Origin of the sequence: Bacillus sp. T17B1 (genome assembly GCF_026796395.1) — a bacterium.
GTDB lineage: Bacteria > Bacillota > Bacilli > Bacillales > Bacillaceae > Bacillus > Bacillus spizizenii_A.
In genome coordinates this window covers 23,325-44,744 of the sequence record NZ_JALAYA010000015.1, presented here as the reverse complement: position 1 = coordinate 44,744, position 21,420 = coordinate 23,325, and the positions used below count along the sequence as shown (strand labels likewise).

Here is a 21,420-nt window from a genome sequence, read left to right as displayed (position 1 = left end):
TATTTTTTTAATCTTCCGCTCCATAATTCCACCCCATTAACTTATAAACTTGATCAATATTTAATTCACCATTGGCTAATTTATTCAGGAGTTCTAGTTCTTCATCCTCCTCTTCTATTACGCCATCAGACATTGCTTGAGAAATGATTTCGCCATATTGATTCAAGATATAATCTGTTAATACATTTACATTCGTATAATCAAATAAAACTGTCGTCCTTAAAGTGATGCCTAATGTATCATTAATCTTCTTTATTAGTTCTAATCCGGTGATAGAGTCAACACCATATTCAGAGAACTGTTTCTCAATAAAAATGTCTTCAATATTCACCTCAAGCGCTTCAACAATACAGTTCACCAATGTCTCTTCAATATAATCCCGTATATTATTTTTTTGTGCCGAAACTGTGTGAGACTGTGAAGTAGGCTCTTGTGTCACTGCTACCATTTCTTGAGACACCTGTTCTTCTGCTATTTCAAAGGAAAGTTCCTTTGTATCCACAATTTTAGTGGAGGTACTGTTTTGAACAATTTCTGAGAGTCCATTACTTTCCCCAATGATAACATTTTGGACAAAGACACTATTCTCCTGAGACATGGATTCTAGGGCAGTAGTTTGTTCATATCCTAATCGCTTCAATAGATCTTCCCACATAGATGTGCTGAGTAAAGGTGAGTATGGCAACCTCTCCTCAGAGTCTTCGTACAGCCACCATCCTTCAAGTAATCCAAAGGTAAAGGTTGTAAAGTTATTAACGATCGTTGCTTCATTTAAAATAAGCCATCCATTGGTTTTTAGTAGTTTTTTAATGTTATTCAATGTCTCCTGCAATTGTTTGGTCGCATGGAGCACATTTGTAGCAATAACTACATCATATCCACCAAGAATAAATCCCTGTGACTGAATATCCTTTTCAATATCTAATAAGGAAAACTTAACAAATTGATTCTGAACTCCATATCTGTTTCGACCATAATTAATAAATCCTAGGGAAATGTCTGTATATACATACTCCAAGTGTTCATCAAATTCATGAATTCCTTCAAATACTTTGGCACTTGTTCCTCCCGTTCCAGCACCCACTTCTAATATTTTTATTTTTTCTCCTTCCTTCAATGTTGGCAATCGTTTCTGGATAAAAGAACGTAGTCCCCAGACAATCAATTGATTAAAATAATCTGCTACGACATTGTTTTGATAAATGTTTTCTACCTTGGTCATTGATGAATTAGGGAATATAATGTCAGTGGCAAGAACGTTACCCCTTAAAATATCAGCAAAATTTTGGAAACATGTTCTTAGTAAATCTACGTGGCCCTTCATGTCTAGAAGACTATCTGACTGATCAAATCTATGCGTTATACTCTTGATCTCTTCCTGTAAAAATGGATTTTCAACTCGGGAAGTGGTTCGTATAGTCTTCTCCTCAATTTGAATCAATTCACTTCGTGCCATAATATCTAATAGAGCCTCGAATAATTGACTATACTGATCAATAATCCCTAGCTTCCTTTTCAATTCTTCTTTTTTGTATTGTTCATGACTACTCTTAAAAACCCCTAAGTTCTGAAACATGAGCAATAACATTAGCTCACTAAGTTCTTCAATCTCCAGAAATGCTTTCCTTGACTTTTGCAGGGATTCTTCATTAAGTCTTGGCCTTCGATTCACATCAATCGTTGAATGCAACGTAGATGGCAGATTAACACGATGTTGAATCATCAAGGAATTCATATCTACACCAATATGTTCTAATACGTCTTTTTCCGCTTTCATGACCATCACCTGGTCGACTGGATAATGAAGAACTCTCTCTAACGCTTCTATTCCCTCATGCAAATCAATAGAATAAATTCCTTGAGAACTTAATAGTTTTTGATAATGTTCTGAGGCCACAATACCAACATCACCCCAATATCCCCAATTAATAATTTTAACCGGGAAGGAAGCGGTCCGCTTAAGATATTGAGCAAAAGCATCTTTAAACGTACAGGCAGCTGCATAATTGCCTTGTCCAGCATTTCCACTAAAGGATTGGGCAGATGAGAAAAACATCATGAAATCAAGTGGTTCATCTCTAAACACTTGATAGAGGATGTAGCTGCCTTGGACTTTTGGCGATAATACAGCTTGGAATGACTCCTCATCCATATTTTTTATCGTACTATCTTTGAGAACAATAGCAGAATTAATAACACCATGAATATGGCCAAATCGAGACTTTACCTCATTAACAGCATCTTGCATACTTTTTAGATCAGTACCGTCTGCCTGAATATATAATATTTGTCCATCATATCTCTTTATTTCATCTATCATTTGCTGTTTCTCATCATTTAATGGGCTACGACCGATTAAGATAACTTTTGCCTCAAATTGCTGGACAAGATATTGGCTTAATGCTAAACCAATACCTCCAGCACCCCCAAGAATAAAATATACGCCATGCTTCCTAAAACCACTTTCCTTTACCGGCGGGAGTGAAATTTGTGAAAGTGAACGGACATAACGCTGACCCGCATAAATTAAAATATCTTCACTTGATTTAGCAAAAGATTCAGCCATTAGAGCTTTAATTGTTCCTTGCTTTACAGATGATTGTGATGTATTAATAAACGATCTTAGATCAACATCTGTATAGCTTATATCCCAGTAAGGATACTCTTTTATCATCGATTTTGTTAGTCCATGTATACCTGCTACTTCCGGATTTGGAAGCTCATCTTGTGAGAGTATATATACATGATTTGTGATGACATGTAAACGTAGATATCGTTCATCATACCCTTGCTCACTTAATGCTTGAACAATTCTAAACAAACTAAGAACACCAACTTCTTGTGTATTGTTCAGTTGATCAATGTCCGTAAGTTGTATCCCCTTTCCTTTAATCCCTCCGAGGAAGTAAACCACTTCAATATCACTTGGGAATTCCTGCAAACAAGCTTTGAAAGAGTATGGGTCGCTTGAGTTAATTTCCCAAGTATTGTCTGAATATTTAACGTTTTTCTTCCCTAAATGAATATTATAAACTTGTGATCTATCGTGCACTTCCGCTAAACCAACGTCTAATCCAGCACAATCATTATGAGAAATAATTAATATTTTCTGATGTGTTGTAAAATCTAGTTGAGAAATGAGGGGTAAAGGTGAGCGCTTCCATCTAGGCTTATAATAGATAGAAGTCGATGGTATTGTTTTCACAGGTGCTGGACGAACACTAACATCATGAAGACTGACACATACATGCCCTTCGTTATCCAACAATTCTACCTGATAAATATCATTCCCTGTTGAATGAACATAGGCATAACCAGAAGAAGAAAGAGGCTGTTTCACCACTACACGTTCAACAGAATATGGCAATTTCAGAGCATTATCCTGACCTTGGATACCCGCAATTGTTTGTAGTGCACCGTCTACTAAAGATGGATGTAAGTTATATTGTCTTAATTGTTCCTCCTGTCCCTGTGAAATCTGGAACTTACTTAATGCTTCTAGTTGGTTGCCCCAGATGTGTTGTGCACTTTGAAAATACGGACCATAATCAATACCTATCTCAGAAAAACTTTCATAGAATTCCGTCTTTTCTAACTCGAATGTCGTTCTCAGTTTTACATCTTCAACAGAAACATATTGTTCCTGCTCACCCCTAGGTAGACTCTCCTTACGGATGATGCCTTTTGAATGGGTAATAGTCCTATCTTCGGGAGTACTTTGAATTTCAAAGGTAAGTTGTCCATCTTTTTCTTTAATCAAGATATGAAGTTCCAGTTCCTTTTGGTTCATGAGTACTGGCTGTAACCAAACTACATTAGATAGACTATAACCGTTACTTTGTTTTAAATGAGTTATTGCACCCATTACCATTTCTAATTGGCCAACACCAGGAAGAAGTCGTTTTTTATCTACAAGATGATCTTTGACGATTAAATCATTGTATTTCAATTTTTTCACATAAACGATACCGTTGTTTTTTAGGCTTAAATCAGGATGAATGAATTCTACCAAAGGATGAATCTCTAAATTACTGAATGCGGTATTATTAGGCTTAGCATCTTCTCGAAAAATCCAATGCCTCTCTCTCTGGAATGGATAGGTAGGGAGTGGTTGCTTTGTACCTTTATTTAGCGATAGTTTGTCCCAATGAATTTTTACACCTGCCACCCACAACTCAGCTATTTTACCTAACTCTCCATTTTCCCTCCACTTACTTACAATACTTTGTACATCTCTTCCATGAGAGTGTAAATCAGAAATCTTTGTAACTTCTGTAACCTCATTTATATTTCCAACATAAATGGATGAAGAATGCTGCCCTTGAATATATTGGCTCAATTCACCTCTAAATTCCTCTATAGTTGAAGCAATAATGGCTAATCGCTCATCAAATTCCTCTCTCCCAAATCGTAAAGTGTGGGCAATGTCAGCAAAGGAAATCTGTGACTCTGGTTTTTTACTATTTAATCTTCTGTTGCTAATCGTCTTATCAAGAAATTCTATCATTTTTCTCGAATATACTTGTAGTCTGTTTTTATTACGGGCTGATAAAATGAGTATTTGTGGCTCTTCCTTAACATCAATCGGTAATTTTTGTTGGATGTACTCTTCAACGATGAGATGGGCATTCGAACCTCCTGCACCAAAAGAGCTAATTCCAGCGATTCTGGGAATTTTTTTCTCTTTTCCATCTTGTAAAACAGTTGGTTGCCTCCATTCTTCCAATGATTGCTGTAAGTAAAAAGGTGACTGTCTAAAATTGATGTTTGGATTAGGTTCAGACGCATGAATCGAAGGAACCAGTTGCTTGTGTTTCATTTGCAACAACACTTTAGTAAGGGCTGCAATACCAGCGGCCGATTCCAAATGACCAATATTAGACTTGATTGAACCAATTGAGCAATACTGCTTGGCATGCTGTTTACCAAAAGCTTGGATTAATCCGTTGATTTCAATTGGATCCCCTAATGATGTTCCTGTTCCATGAGCTTCCACATAGCTAATATCTTGTGGAGATACATTTGCTTTTTTCATTGCTTCCTTGATGAGATTTCCTTGAGCATTTGGATTAGGCACTGTATAACCATTGGTTCTCCCGCCATGATTTACGGTACTAGCTTTTATCACACCGTAAATATGGTCGCCCGCGGCAATAGCTTTGTTAAGGGGCTTTAATAAGATAGCTCCCACACCTTCACCAGGTACATAACCATCGCCACCATTTCCAAAGCTTCGACAACGTCCATCACTAGAAGCAAAGTTGGAACCACTTAATAGTAAATACTTGTTCGGATGAATAGTTAGATTCACACCACCTGCTACCGCCATTTCACTTTCTCCTTGATGGAGGCTGTTAATTGCCAAATGTATGGCAGTTAACGAAGATGAACACATCGTGTCCAAAGCCAAACTTGGGCCATGGAAATTAAAGAAATAAGAAACACGGTTGGCAATAGATGCATAGGATGAGTTTGGTAGAACAAAATTTCCTTTTGCCTCCTCTTCTATCCCATATAATTGGTATTGACCATACATCACTCCAACAAAAACACCTATTTTCCGTTTCTCAAGCTCCCTTTTTGTATAGCCGGCGTCTTCTATTGTATGCCATACAGTTTCCAAAAACAGACGTTCTTGGGGATCAATATTTCTTGCTTCCTTTGGGGATATATTGAAAAATAACGAATCAAATTTATCGAAATCGCTAATAAAACCTCCCCACTTACTGTAAGTTTTTCCGATTTTCTTTTCTAGATCGTAGTATTTCATATAATTCCATCGCTCTGCGGGAATTTCCGTAATACAATCACGCCCCCTTTTGAGTACTTCCCAAAATTCATCTAAGTTATCAGACTGAGGGTAGCGTCCACTTAAACCAATAATAGCAATATCATCATTTTGTTGCTGATCATTTTTTTCAAATCGTACACGTTGTCTCTTACTTCTAGAAAACGGTTCTTCAATATGATTCTCTTCGGAAGTTTTCGTTTCTTCCCTCTTTAATATCCCGAGTATGTGAATTAATTTATCATAATGCTCTTCCATAAAATATGTTGTTAATTCTTCAATGGATTGATATTCAAAATATAATGTTTTAGGCAGTTCACCAAAAACTTTTTCTAATTTGCGAACCATTCGCATAATAATAACTGAATCTATTCCAAATGTTTCAAACTCTTTCTCGACATCTATATTTGATACAGGTATCTTCGTTTCTTCCGAGAGTATAACTGCTAAATATTGTTCTGTCTTTTGGCGTAGTTGTTGTATGTCGTTACCCACTAGTGGTTCATAAGAACTTGCTTCATTTTTTGGAAGTGAATTTTGTATTGACCGTAATAGTTTGTTCTTGTTCCCTTCCATTACAGCGAGTTGTGTATAAGAGGCTGTTAACCCCTTTTCAAATGCCTTTACCCCATTTCTTGTACGTAAAGGTAGAAGACCGTACGTTTGTTTCAGCCAGTTCTGCTCATCAGTATCTAACTGCATCCCACCTTGTTCCCAGTAAGGCCAATTAATCGAAAGTGTTCTTCCATAACGTTGTTCTTGTGCTTGTTTTCTGTCTCTTAGGTGAGCAAAATGATCCATAAAACTATTTGCATAAGCGTAATCTGCTTGCCCTACATTACCTAACAGTGCAGCTATTGAAGAGAATAAGCAAAAGAAGTCTAGTTTTTCATTCTCTGTATATTTGTCCAACCAAACTGTGCCAAAAACCTTTGGTGCCAATACGTCATCTATATCTTGCTTCGTCTTTTTATAGAGGAGAGAGTCTCGTATTACCCCTGCACTATGAATAATACCGTGAATTTCCTTAAATTTATTTTTTGTATGTTTGATGATGTGTTTTACTTGATCTTGATTTGATATATCTGCTGAAATATACTTAACTTCAGCTCCCATGTCCTCCAGTTTTCTTACCTGATTTTCTATTTCGAGACTCCATTCCCGTCGTCCAACGAGGACTAGTTTAGGTTGGTATTTTTCAGCAAAGTATTTTGCGAACAGAAAACCTATTCCACCGGTCCCCCCGGTAATAATATATACCCCATTCTTCCGTAAAGGTACAGATTCTTCCTTCTGAGATTGCTTTTCCTGAAATGAATTAACATATCTCTGCCCAGAAATATACTGAATATCTGAATGGTGGTTAGCGTCAACTGTCAATTCTTTGGAAAAGATTTGACATATGGATATGTACCGTTGGTCTCTTGAGATTCCGATTGTTTTGGTTGCAATTCTAGGATTCTCTAATTCAATTGTTTTTACTAGTGCGTGGACTGCTTCATATGTTGGTACGGGCGTTTCCTTTTCAAACGGGTATACATATAGTAAATTGACGCCGTTTTGATATTTTTCACTTATTAGTGCTTGGCTAAGATGCACTATGGAATATATGCTTTGTTGCAATTGTTCGCTTAATAGAGTGTTAGAATTGCTGTCTTCCTCTTTTGACCAGTAATGAATAATGTGGTTTGGGATAAAATGTTCTTCTTTTATAGATTTCAACAAGTTCCGATAATCTTCCGGTTGTAAAGGATTAATTTCATATGTGTCATGTCCTACACATGTGAATCGGTCACCCTTCCTAACTTGGATAATTCTTTTATCATGCTCACTCAATTGTCCATTCAGTATATTACGAAGATTAACATCGGAACTAAATAATAAGATATTTCCCGATAACTGTTGGCTTTCTTCTGAAAAATCAATCTCCTTTCTGTGCCAAACCTTTTGCAGTAACAAAGTCTCAGACTCTTTAATCGAAGTGCTTTTTGTTAAAGACATCTTCACAGTGAAATTATTTAGTTGGACAAGTACTTGTCCTTCTTTGTCCAAAATGTTAATCATGAAGCTATACATTGTTTCGGGCCCAGTTGGTTGTTGCTCTGCCCAAGTGACGTGAGCATAACATTTATCTGTTAATGGCCGAACGAGAATAACTTCACCTAGTGAAAAAGGTAAATAAGTTGATGTAGAGTTTTTATCGATTAATAACCCTATAACAGCTTGAAAAGCTCCATCCAACAGGGAGGGATGTAATCCATATTCTGATTGGTTTTCCTTTAAGTGGGGAGGTAAAGATAGCTCTACTAGAGTTTCTTCCCGATTGAAATATATTCCCTGTATGGTTTGAAAGCTTGTTCCATAATTAAGACCTGCTTTTTGAAAATGGTTGTAACACTCGTCCTGTGGCATAGTTTGATTACATCGGGAACTAATAGAATTTAAATCTAAATTTCCTGGTTTATCAGATACACCATACGTCATTAACCCCTCGGCATGAATTAGTTTTTTCTCTTCTTGGGTGAAAGTCCACACTTCATATTCGATACCGTCTTCAACCATAAACAGACTTACAAAAACATCCTTATTAGCCAATTCTTTACCTTTTTGTTTCAAAACAATAGGTTGATTCCAGGAGATATCCTTTATACTGCAAATTTTATTCTCTGTGGAAAAACTACCTGCAGCCCTAGCCATTTCTAAAATGGCTGAACCTGGTAAGACCATTTGATTACCTAACTTATGATCAGCCATTAAAAATTCATGTCCTGTCAACTGTACAGTAAATTTTTGTTCTTTTAAAGTTGATATATTACTGACAAGCAAAGGGTGTAATTTCTCTCTATTATCATTAGGTATACTGTTACTCCTTGATATCCAATAGGACTCCTTTGCAAATGGATAAGTGGGCAGTGAGACCACTTTGGGTTTTTCTCCCTGATATAACCCTAACCAATCAATATCTATACCAGAAACCCATAATTTAGCCAGTCGGCTTAAATTCTTTTGTTGAAGACTTTTTTGTATTTCCTGTTCTTGTTGGGTTTCGGACTCCTTTTGATAGTACAGATTTTCAATATTTGTTTGCTCTTTATTGAAAAATGTTAACTTCTCTATTAGCGTGTCTATATTAGTAGCGACAATTGCTAATCGTGTCTCCATTGCTTCTCGACCAATCTGAAGTGTATAGGTGATATCAGCAATTTTGATTTCCGACCTGTTTTGCACTAAAAAAGTCTGCAATTCACTAGCATAATCACGCAATGTCGCTTCATTTTTGGCTGAAAGTAAAAACAAGCATTCTTCTTCCTTAACATAATTGTTTTGAACTAAGGGTTCATTATACTCCTCCACAATGATATGGGCATTGGCACCTCCTGCACCGAAAGAGCTAATACTAGCTCTTCGAGGCAACGTTTTCCTTTCCCCATTCTCGTACTTTACAGGTCTCTCCCATTCTTCTAACTGTTGTTGCACATAGAAAGGTGTGTTCTCAAAATCAATACGCGGATTCAACTGTTCTGAATGCAATGAGGGTACCAATTTCTTGTGTTTCATTTGTAAAAGCACTTTGGTTAAACCGGCTATACCCGCGGCTGATTCGAGATGACCAATATTTGACTTAACAGAACCAATTGGACAACTTTCATTAAATTTGTCTTCCCCCTGAAACGCTGTAGTTAGACCTGCTATTTCAATCGGATCACCCAAAGATGTTCCAGTTCCATGGGCCTCTACATAGGAAATAGTTTCTGGGGAAATACGAGCTTCCTTAAGGGCTGCTTTAATTAGGTCTGCTTGAGCATTCGGATTAGGAACTGTATATCCACTGGTTTTCCCTCCAGCATTAATAGAAGTTCCTTTGATTACCGCATATATCCTATTGTTATCTGCTATTGCCCTTTGCAATGGTTTGAGTAGAACAGCACCTAGGCCTTCACCATCCACAAATCCATCGGCGTTCGCACCAAAAGCTTTACACTTATCATCCTTAGAAAGCATGTTCATTCGTGACAAATTCCCATAATGGTCAGGATGGAGTATTAGGTTTACTCCTCCAGCAATCGCTGTATGACACTCCCCTTTTTTTAGGCTTTCACAAGCCAAGTGAATAGCAGTCAGCGATGAAGAGCAGGCTGTATCTACCGCTAGGCTAGGACCTTGTAAGTTCATAAAGTACGAAATACGATTAGCAAGAGACCAATATGCCGAAGTCCCCCCTTGGCGTACATAGAAGTTATTCATTATTCCTACGAAAACCCCAACTTTTGAGCTTTGTTCAATTAGTGTAGATCTTGTGATGCCTGCATCTTCTATAGTTGCCCATGCTGTTTGCAAAAACAACCTTTCCTGAGGGTCAATTTCTTCTGCTTCCTTCGGTGTAATGTTAAAAAATGCTGGATCAAACTTATCAATATCCTCTATAAAACCGCCCCATTTAGTATAACTTAAACCTTGTTCATAGCTATCTGGATTGTAGTACTCTTCCCAGTCCCAGCGATTTTTAGGAATTTCACCGATACAATTTTTTCCATTACTAATATTCTCCCAAAAATCATTAAGATTTTTGGCCATTGGATATTGTCCACTAACACCTACGATGGCAATATCTTTTGGAGATTGTTCTGTCTTATCTAGTAGGCGTTTCAATATTTCCCTTTTTTGTTGTTGATTAGGTGTATGCATATTGATCTCTCCCATACATTTTCAATTTAAACCCACTATTTTATTAAACAACTCATCGATCTCTTCGTCAGATAAGCTGTCAACAAGATATTCCATTTCTTCCGTTTGTAATTGTTCTGTAACAAATGGTTGAGTCTCTTTAGTGGCGGCGACTCGGTTCTCATTATACGAATGGTAAGATTGTTCCTTCATTAATTCCACTGATTGCGGTGTAAAGAGTTTGTTTAAATGTTCTTTATGCTTTAGCATGAAATATTCGCTAAGTTTTTCAATTGTCATATGTTCAAATAGTAATGTTGATGGAAGCTTACCAAATTCTTTTTCTAGGTGAGAAATTAGCCTCACCATCACAAGAGAGTCCACACCATAAATTTCAAATGTTGATTTGTGATCTATTCTATCTTTATTAATTTTTAATACATTAGCAAATTGTTCTTTTAGATAATCAGTCGTCTTAGATTGCAATTCAACGTGTGAAAGGTCTTGGTTAATATTTGCATTTGAAAATAAAGTTGATTCATTTTCCTTATCAATCTGGTCCTCATTTGTTGAATCTAGCTTTCCAGTAACGGTTGTCGAAACTCGTCCGTCACTTTCAGCAATAATAATGCTCTGGTTCTTGACATGATCCGATTGGTTAGGAAGACCCAATAGCTTCGTACGCTTATATCCTGTTAGAGCAAGTAATGACTGCCATTTATCTGTATTTAGTAGTGGAGAATGTGGGAGTCGGTATTCTGGATCCTCGAATAACCACCAACCGTCTGTTAGTCCAAAAGTTAAAGTCAAAAATTCTTGATTCTGCGTTACTTCATTAATTACCACGATTCCATTTGTTTTAAGAAGGAATTTGATTCGTTCCAAAGTATTTTTAATATTCTTAGTGGCATGTAAGACATTACTTCCTAGAACAATATCAATGCTATTCATTTGAAAGTCCTGTTGTACTATATCTTTTTCTACATCAAGTACCTGAAACTCCACAAACGGGTAGTGTTCCCCATATACTTTTTCAGCTTGCTTAGTAAATCCTGGTGAAATGTCAGTATAATAGTAATGGATATATGGGGCATATTCCTTTATGGCCTTAAATACAAGATGGCTTGTTGCCCCTGTACCTGCACCGATTTCTAGTATATTTAGTTTATTCTTGGTACTATTTTTAAGACGTTGCTTAATATATTTTTTAATAAACTGAGCTACCAACAAGTTGTAATAGTCTGCACTGTCGTTACCCCCGTATATGTTTTTAACCTGATCTGTTGACCCAGATGGAAACAGCACTTCCATATGTGACTTTTTCCCTGTAAGTACTGAAGGATAAGAATTTACACAAACCCACAATAAATTCACATAAGGTTCGAGATTAGGATAATGATATAGCAAATCATTTTTATATTCTGAAATTTCTTTCGTCTTTTGTTGTAATTCTTGACTGTCTAAATAATGTGTTGTGGTAACCTGATGCGAATTTGTACGAATAAAGTCACCTTCTTCTAAAATAGTTAGCAATGTCTCAAATAATCCTGAATAGGTAGGAACAATTTGCATTTTCTTTTTTAGATATTCTTTGTTATACGATTCTTTGCTTCGTTTAAAAACACCTATTTGTTGAAATGCCGAAAGTAATAAATAACGAGCAAAATGTTTAAGTTTTTTAAGGGCTTCAGTATAACTTGTTGCATTTAAGCTATCCAAGCCCTCTTTTTCAACTGCTTGTACAGTTGTATCAATAAGCGATGGTATTTCTACAGAGTAAATTCGATCACATTTTTGTAATTGAACTCCCAACTGTCCCAGAAAATCATTACTTGCTTTAAATGGCATGACTTGTGTAACTTGGCTTAATAAAACTTGCTGAATGACTTCTATTCCTTCTTCAGGTTGAATCGATTTAATTCCCCTTGCCGCCATTCGTTTGTTATATTCTTCTGTAGCGACAACTCCTATCTCTCCCCAATAACCCCAATTGATTAGTTTTATAGGAAAGGGTGCGTTTTTGTGCAAGTACCTAGCCCAAGCATCTTTAAATGTAGACGCAGCAGCGTAATTGCTTTGACCTGCACTATCTAAAAATGAAATAGCCGAAGAGAAGAACATCATAAAGTCCAATGGTTGATCTTTAAGAGCTTCATATAAATTAACACTTCCTGATATCTTAGGTTTAAGTATAGACAGGAGTGTTTCTTCATCCATATTGACCAGCATTTTATCATTTAACACCATGGCTGAATGAATTGCTCCATGAATATTACCAAAGGTTTCTTTTACTTGATTGATTGCCCGTTCCATGCTCGAAAAGTCGGAAGCATCAGCCTGTATATGGAGAACTTCAGCACCCATTGATTCAATATGCGTAATTTGTTCTTTTTGTTTTGCGGATAATGGCTTTCGTCCCAATAAAACCAACTTTGCTTTGACACTCTTAGCCAGGTAACGACTTAACTCCAAACCGATTCCACCAGTACCACCAAGTATGACATAAACCCCATTTTGTCTAAAAGGGATTTCTTCCTTGTTGGGTAGTTGTAGTGATCTAATCCTTTGTATATAGCGTACACCGTTGCGAATAGCAACAGCACTTCCTGGAAGACTACCGCTTTCTTCCATAATAGATTCGACTATGTTTTGTGCTTCCTCAGAATATAAGTCCACATCGATACAACTAATAGACCAGTTTGTATGTTCTAAGGCTACAGACTTTGCAAAGCCGAACAAACTTGCAGCTTGAGGATATGCAAGATACTCATCCATTACCTGATGTACATTATTCGTTATCACTTTAATTTCCAAAGGATCCTCTACATAACTTGTTCGTTGTAATGTCTTAATCAACCTAAAAAGCAAAAGCACTACCTGTTCCTGACCGCCATCTCCTTCTTTCAAATGGTACATACTGTCAGTAGATTGCTGAATCCCACCTAAATAATATAAGGTATCAATTTTTGGTAATTTTTGTATGATTGAATCAAAACAATCCTCTTCATTTGATTGGACTTCCCAGTTGTAAGGGCCTACTTGTCGGGTTTCTGACCCTAGATTAATACAAAACACTTCTTGATGTTTATCACATAAATCATTGACAAGTTCCGTCCCCTGATCTGAATGAATAATCAATGCTGATCCCGCGTCTTTCTTATTCCTTTCTGAAAAAACTGGTTCTGCTTCCCAATTAGTGGCGTACAAAAAGTTATTGTCTGTTTCCTTCACCTCTTTGATGATAAAATCAAACACCCTTATGCAAACAACCCCTTTAGCATCTGTAATTGCCAGTTGAATTCGATCCTTATCCACCATACAAACATGAGTATAAATATTAGATTCTAAAGGTCGTAAAATTTCTATTCTCGATGCAGCAAAAGGAATTTTTAACGTTCCCTTTTCCACATTTTCCATATCTAAACAGGTCAATGTTTGCAAAGCAGCATCCATCAGCATAGGATGCAATGTATACGACAATTTTTCTTCTAAGCAACTCTCAGGTAACTCAATATAACTAAGTGCTTCGTCTGTGCCTTTCCAAGCTTCTTGAATACCTTGGAACGAAGAACCATATACCAAGCCAACTTTAGCAAGGGCATTGTACATTTTATTTTGGTCTATTTGTTCTGTACACCTTGTTTTGATATCTGCTATAGATATTTCCTGTTCTTCAGAAGCGGTAGCTGTAAAATCAATACGGCCTTTTCCATGGATAATTGTATTGTCCTGTTCTCCACTAACAACTTCATAATTCAGTTGGTCCTCATCATTTGTTATTACAACACTTACCGTCTTTTCATCCTCAACAATCAGTGGTTGCAACCAGTACACATCCAATATGGATTGGGGCAATTCGTTGGTAATTTCTGAAGCTGCTGCATACACCATCTCCAAATACCCAACCCCCGGTAACGTTGGTTTATTATTAACTTTGTGTTCTTGTACAATTTGATCCAATCGATTGAAATGTTTACGTAGAACTATCCCATTACCAAGGCTTTGTTTCATATCAATTTTGTCAAGTAAGGGATGTAAAAAAGTATTATTTTTTTTCTTTTTCGACAAAACAGGACTAGGAATCCAATATCTTTCTCGTGCAAATGGATAAGTTGGTAAAGGTATACGTCTACGGTTGTTTTTTGTAGGCAACAAATTCCAATCAATTTCTAAACCTGACAACCACAGCCTTGCCAGTTTTTCATACTCCATCTCCTTCATTAGCCTTGCGATAAATTCTTTTCCAGCTCCACCCGAAAGTAAGCTTATTAATTTACTGTCGGATGTGTTTTCTTCGTAAAGGACGCTCATATTTTCTTTTCCCTGTTGATAATCTGTTAATACTTCTTTTAATCCTTGTACAGATGAGACCACCATAGCCAATCGTTCACCCATTGACTCTCGTCCAATTTGTAATGTATAGGCCATAGCACTTAAATTAATGTCTTGTTCTTCCTTACGATCGATATACAGTCTAAGTTTATTTACATATTCTGCAAGTCTTTTCTTATTCTTAGCTGATAACACGATCAACTCTGGTTGTTGACTTTGTGTTACAGTAGGTTCCGGTTGCATATATTCTTCAAGAATCAAATGGGCGTTGACCCCACCAAAACCAAAAGAACTCACACCCGCCCTTCTCGGAATTTGGCGACCATTCTTGTCCTTCAAGTGTTCCCATGACTGAGTTTTATCTACTATATAAAATGGGCTTTCTTCAAGCTCAATATATTGATTTAACTCATTAAAGTGTAGGGTTCCTGGTATTTGATTATGTTTCATTCCTAATAAAACTTTAAATACGCCTGCTATACCAGCAGCGGTCTCTAAATGACCAATGTTTGTTTTCACTGAACCCAAACCACAGTACTGTTGTGGGGGGTGTGAAATTCCCCAGTCTTCATGTAACTGTTGGAAAGCTTTTTTAAGGGCTTCAACTTCAATAGGATCTCCCAGAGACGTACCTGTGCCATGTGCTTCAATATAGCCCAGTGTAGCAGGATTTACACCTGACTTCCGATAGGTTCTTACTAACAAGTTCTTCTGTGCTATTGGATTTGGCGAAGTTAATGAATTTGCATGTCCACCATGATTCACTTCTGTTCCTCTTACCACACCATATATATGGTCACCATCAGCTTCAGCTTGTCTTAATGGTTTTAAAAGTAGTGCGCCAGTACCTTCTCCACGTACATACCCATTAGCTTTATTGTCAAATGTTTTACAACGCCCATCAGTAGCTAACATTCCAGCTTTGTGAAATGAAACATTAAGGTTAGGGCTTGCGATTATATTAACCCCACCAGCAATTGCCATCTCACACTGGCCGTATTGTATGGCTTCAACAGCTCGATGAATTGCAACAAGAGAACTAGAGCATGCTGTATCAATTGGCTCACTTGGACCATGAATATTAAGCAAAAACGAAATTCTATTTGCCAGAATACTATGGGATGTTCCTGTGGTAGTCTGAGCATTTATTTCAGTATGATTTTTTTGATAAAGTTCACGATAATCAGTTGTAGCAACACCAACAAATAATGCTGTTCTAGTTCCCGAAAGATCTGAAGGTTTATATCCTGCATTTTCTATAGTTTTCCAAACTGTTTCCATAAAAAGACGCTGTTGTGGGTCCATTAATTCTGCTTCCCAGGGTGAGATGCCAAAAAACAATGGATCAAATTTGTCTATCTCGTCCATAAAACCTCCCCATTTTGGAAAGGAATGTTGTTCACCGTCAAATTCTTCACTAACATTATTTATGTGCCAACGATTTTCTGGTATCTCTGTAATCAAATCTTTTTCTTGTTCAATATTTTCCCAAAAACAATTTAAATCTTCCGACTGTGGCATCGTACCGTCCATCCCAATGATAGCAACAGGTTCAAATGTAGATCCTCTATCCATTTCCACTGATTTTTCATCAACAGTTGAAATAGATTGAAGTTGTTGTTCTGAATCTTCCTGTAAACCCTTAAAATTTTCCAGATATCGCTCTACCATTTTTCCTCTATATTCATTTGCAAGATAGTCTATCAAAGAACCGAGGTTTCGGTATTCAAAGAAAATATAAGGATAAATATTCTCATGATATAAATCACTTAAATGCTCACTAAATTTAGTCAGTAATATTGAATCAAATCCAAAATCACTGAGTTCAGTATCCATATCAATATCGTCTTCATTTATTTTTAGTATTTCTACCACAATAGAGAGAACATCATTATAAAGATACTTATTTAATTGACTTGACTGTACATGTTGTTCTTCTGAATTTAGGACCTGTCTATCATTTGTTTGAATGATTAACTCTGACTCTTCTGTAGTTTTTTCACTATTGTCACCTATTGCCTCTATTATTTTTTGACGATTCCCCTCTGCTACAACAATATGGCTCTCGGAATTTGACAAGCTATACTGAAAGGCTTCCAGTCCCGTCTTGGTATTCATTGGTGACATACCATACTTTTTTAGAATATATTGTTTAGTTTGCTCGTCTACGTTCATTCCACCCTCTTTCCATAAGGGCCAACTAATCGAGACTGTTTTTCCATTTCTCTTTCCAAAATGGCGTTTTTCTTCACGATCCGCTGCAAAACTATCCAAGAAACTGTTTGCAAAAGCATAATCACTCTGACCTGTATTCCCCATAACACCAGCTGTGGAGGAAAATAGCACAAAGAAGTCAAGCGGCTCATTTTTGGTTGTTTCATCCAGATAAACACTGCCGTACACTTTGGGAGCAATCACTTTCTTTATTTCATCTTGTTCTTTTTGGATGAGCAAACGATCCTGAATTACTCCTGCACTGTGAATGATGCCATGCAATTCACCATACATAGCTTTCACTTCTCTTATCAGTTCTTTTACACTTTCTTCTCTAGTGATATCTCCTTGGATATACACTACCTCTGCCCCTAAAGATCTCAATTCATCTAGTTTGGCTTCTTTATCTGGATTAAGCACTGAACGACCTACCAACACTATCTTGGCATGAACTTGCTCTGCAATATAACGTGCAAAGTTGAAACCTAAGCCACCTAAACCTCCTGTAATAAGATAAACACCGTGATCTTTCAGCATATTGAACTGCATTTGATCAACAGGCGGATCAAACTGCCTTAATGTTCTTACATGTCTTTCCCCCTGGGTGTATCTAACTTCGACTGCACTATCACTCATTTGATATTCACGTTGCAATAAGTCGATGAGTAGTTCCGATTCTGTCAAAGGAAAATCAATCATTACAGACTTATATACAAAACATGGATTTTCAATTTGAACGGTCTTAAATAATCCAGCCAATGCCCCATGGTAAATCTGTTTTTGTTTTTCACTATGAACATACAATAATTTAACGGTATGTTTTAATTTCATCTTCATAAGCGCTTGTGTCAATGGAAATACTGAATATAACCCTTTATGCAGATGTTTGTCTAATTCTGGAGTTTCATCATTAAACCTTTCTTTTGACCATAAATATAGAACTTTTGAAGGAAGAGCATTATTAAGCTTAAGCGTTGTGATTAACCGCTCATAGTCACTGAATTGATTTGGTTTTATTTCAAATACCTCTGAACTTACGTAGCGATAAGCATCACCTGGTTTTACCAAGATTACTTTTACTTTACTTCCTTCTCTAGCAATCTTTTCTAGTAAGATATCTCGTAAATGTTCGTCTGTATCGAATATGAGAATAGATTCTCCATGCCATGATTCATGCTTACTCAGCATTGAATCACTTTTATTCCAAACATGACGTAGGTATACTCGATTCACGCCTTCTAAATACTCTGAGTTCACGCTAGGCGGAAACACAACTTCATCTTTTGATTTATCAGAGCTGTGTAATCCCGTTATCTGTCCAATCCATAATGAGTTTTTCTCAAAAGGATAGTTTGGAAGTGACATTTTTTGCGGAGGACGTTCGTATAAAGACTCCCAATTCACTTCCCCTCCAGATACCCATTTTTCAGCCATGTCGCTTAGTTTATCGGATTCTATAGTTGCTCTCCATTGGGATGATTTAAGCTTAGTAGATCCCTTTTTCACATTTCCAGCGAACAAATTGTTTATTTGTTGCTCCCCCGAAACATAACGGACAAGTTTATTCTTTAACTCATCGGGACTGGACACAACAACTGCCAACCGTTCTTGAAAAGGCTTGCGTCCTGTTTGCAAAGTATACGCCATGCTAGACAAAAAGGAGTTAGTATTTCGTTCTCTCAAGTTTTCACTTTCTTGATCTAAAAATTCAATAACCGATTGCGCATATTGCTTCAAATTAGTTTCTTTACGCGTAGATAGAACTACCACATGCTGATTGGAGTAATCATTTTGTTCATTTGTTTCTTTCACATATTCCTCTATTACCATGAAAGAATTAGCCCCTCCGATACCAAAGGAATTAATTGCTGCCACTCTCGGACGGTTATTACTCTCCCATTCCATAGTTTCTTGAGGAATATAAAAAGGATAGTCATCTAATGAAATAGCAGAATTCACACGGTTTACGTTAGCACACTTTGGTATTTTGCCATACTTCAAACTGAGCAACACCTTGGTTAAAGAACATATTCCCGATGCAGATTCTAAATGACCAAAGTTAGCCTTCGAACCAAGCGCACAGAAGCTCTTTTTATTGGTAAAAGTTCGAATAGCAGTCCCTAAAGCTTTCAATTCCAATGTATCACCCACTGAAGTACCTGTCCCATGCGCTTCAATATATCCTATATGTTCTGGGTTCACACCCGATTGCTCAATACATCTTTGCGCCAAACGTGCCAAAGACTTCACATTTGGAACATGCTGCCCTGCTTCTGATCCAGAATGATTAACAGATGAACTTTTGATGACGCCATATATATGATCACCATCCGCAATCGCTTGCGGTAACGACTTTAATAGAACCATACCTACTCCTTCAGCAGGCACATATCCATTCGCTTCCTCATCAAAAGTTCTTTCCGTTCCGTCAGGAGATAATATTTTAAGTCCACTTAACATCAGATACTTACTCTGATGCAAACTTAAATTTACACCTCCAGCTAGTGCAACTGTACATTCTCCACCAATGATTGCATTTCTAGCAAAATGAATAGCTGTCAATGAAGAAGAACAAGCTGTTTCAACGGTTAAACTTGGACCACTTAAATTTAAGCAATACGAAATACGATTAGCTATTTCATGATTAAAATTGCCCGGGGAGCTAAATTCTCCTGTCTTAATATAGTTCTCAGAGGCCACCCAAGTAAAGTCATTATTCATGACCCCGACATAAACCCCGACATCTTCTTTGGAGAGTTTATCAGGAGTATAGCCTGCATCCTCAACAGTATGCCATGCAGTCTCCAGCGTAATCCTTAATTGGGGATCAAGCTTTTCTGCTTCACTGGGAGCAATTCGAAAGAAAACAGGATCAAATTTATCGACTTCGGACAAAAAGCCTCCCCACTTACTATAATTCTTATTTTGGCTTGTTGGATTAGGATCTAAGTCCGTTTCTACATCCCAATGATCTGCAGGAACTTCTGTAATACAATTCCGTCCTGTTGAAATATTGTCCCAAAAAGAGTACAAATCTGGGGATTGTGGATATCTACCTGACAAACCAATTATTGCAATATCCGTTGAGTTGTCATACTTAACATGACTTCTTTTTAATTGTAATGGTCGAGCTTGTGATGCTGTCATACTCTCTTTGATACTTTGTTTTTCTTGTACTTGTTTAGCACTTACATTATTATAGTTCGTTTCCAAATAAGACTTATATTGCTCTCCGTACTCCTCCATTAGATAATTGGATAATGTTTTAATATTCGTGTATTCAAAAAGGAGGGTAGGGTATAGTTGGCAATTTAATTTTTCTTCAATTTTCATAACCAAATCTAATAGTTCGGTAGAATCCAAGCCTTGGTCATAGAATGCTATTTTTGGATCAACATCATCTATACTGCAATTACGAACGGTGGCGATCATTTTACGCAAATCATTTTCAATCGTCACTTCCTCAGAATCCATATCATTATGAGATATAGAAATTGCATCAACCTCATCATTTATTTCTTTATAGCTCAAATAATCTTCTCTCTTATGATCCAAATATTTGGTAATAAACTCTTTCGAACGAATTCTTTTTGATGAAAAACCTTCAAATTTAGCAACCATATCCCCATTTTCGTTGTATATTGCATATTGAGCAGTCATCATATCATCCGTCAAACGCCTTCTAGCTGGATCATTAATATAGATATAACATCTCTCACCTAATGAATCGACTGTCCGAAATTTTTCGATAAATATAGGTATAAATGGCTCTGAAATATTAATGTTATCATCATGAAAGAAAGGAATTAAAGTTGAACAATCTAGGAAAGCTGGATGTAAATAAAACTGTTCCATATACTTTTTTGACAAAGGACTTAATGAAACTTCAGCTAGGATAAATCTCTCTCCCTTATATAAAGTCCCTAACCCTTTCATGAACTCATAATGATTGATATCCAATTGGCGAGCTAATGAGTACACGCTATCTAAATCAACTACTTCATCGGCAGAACGTTTTAATTCTTCAATATTAATGGGTTGTTCTTTTTTTGCTTCTATTAAGTGAAGTTCACACTGAAGATTTTCTACCCATTCATCCTCTAACTCAAGACCATTTTTGACTTTTTTACTTTTGGCAACTACTGTCCAAAATGGATTTGTTTCATCACGATAAATGTTAATATATACTTTTTTGTCATAAAATTCGGTAGTTGCAATCGCTTCTTTAAAGAGAATATGTCGTAACTCAACCTGTTCAGGATTGAATTCTTTTGCCTGTAAAAGCTTATATATGAGATCTAAAAATGTTACTCCGGGCATAATCCGCACTTGATGAACCCGATGATCCCGAAGAACAAAATTCTCATTTTTAACATCAATATAACATCGAATCTTATTAGCTTGATCCATGTGATCACTTC

General features: G+C 36.7%; 2 protein-coding genes. Both read right to left on the bottom strand.

All coding sequences use genetic code 11. The features are described from left to right. Positions 1–7: 7 nt before the first annotated feature. Positions 8–10,474 carry an SDR family NAD(P)-dependent oxidoreductase gene (locus MOF34_RS08415; RefSeq protein WP_268399765.1) on the bottom strand — a complete coding sequence of 3,489 codons (10,467 nt, stop codon included), beginning with the start codon at positions 10,472–10,474 and terminating at the stop codon, positions 8–10. Positions 10,475–10,495: 21 nt separating this feature from the next. After that, positions 10,496–21,409 (bottom strand): SDR family NAD(P)-dependent oxidoreductase, encoded by a 10,914-nt coding sequence (locus MOF34_RS08410; protein WP_268399763.1) that lies wholly within the window; start codon positions 21,407–21,409, stop codon positions 10,496–10,498. Positions 21,410–21,420: the final 11 nt, after the last annotated feature.

Excerpts from the sequence above, each read along its gene's own strand:
- MOF34_RS08415 (WP_268399765.1), bottom strand. The coding sequence starts at position 10,474 with ATGCATACACCTAATCAACAACAAAAAAGGGAAATATTGAAACGCCTA.
- MOF34_RS08410 (WP_268399763.1), bottom strand. The coding sequence starts at position 21,409 with ATGGATCAAGCTAATAAGATTCGATGTTATATTGATGTTAAAAATGAG.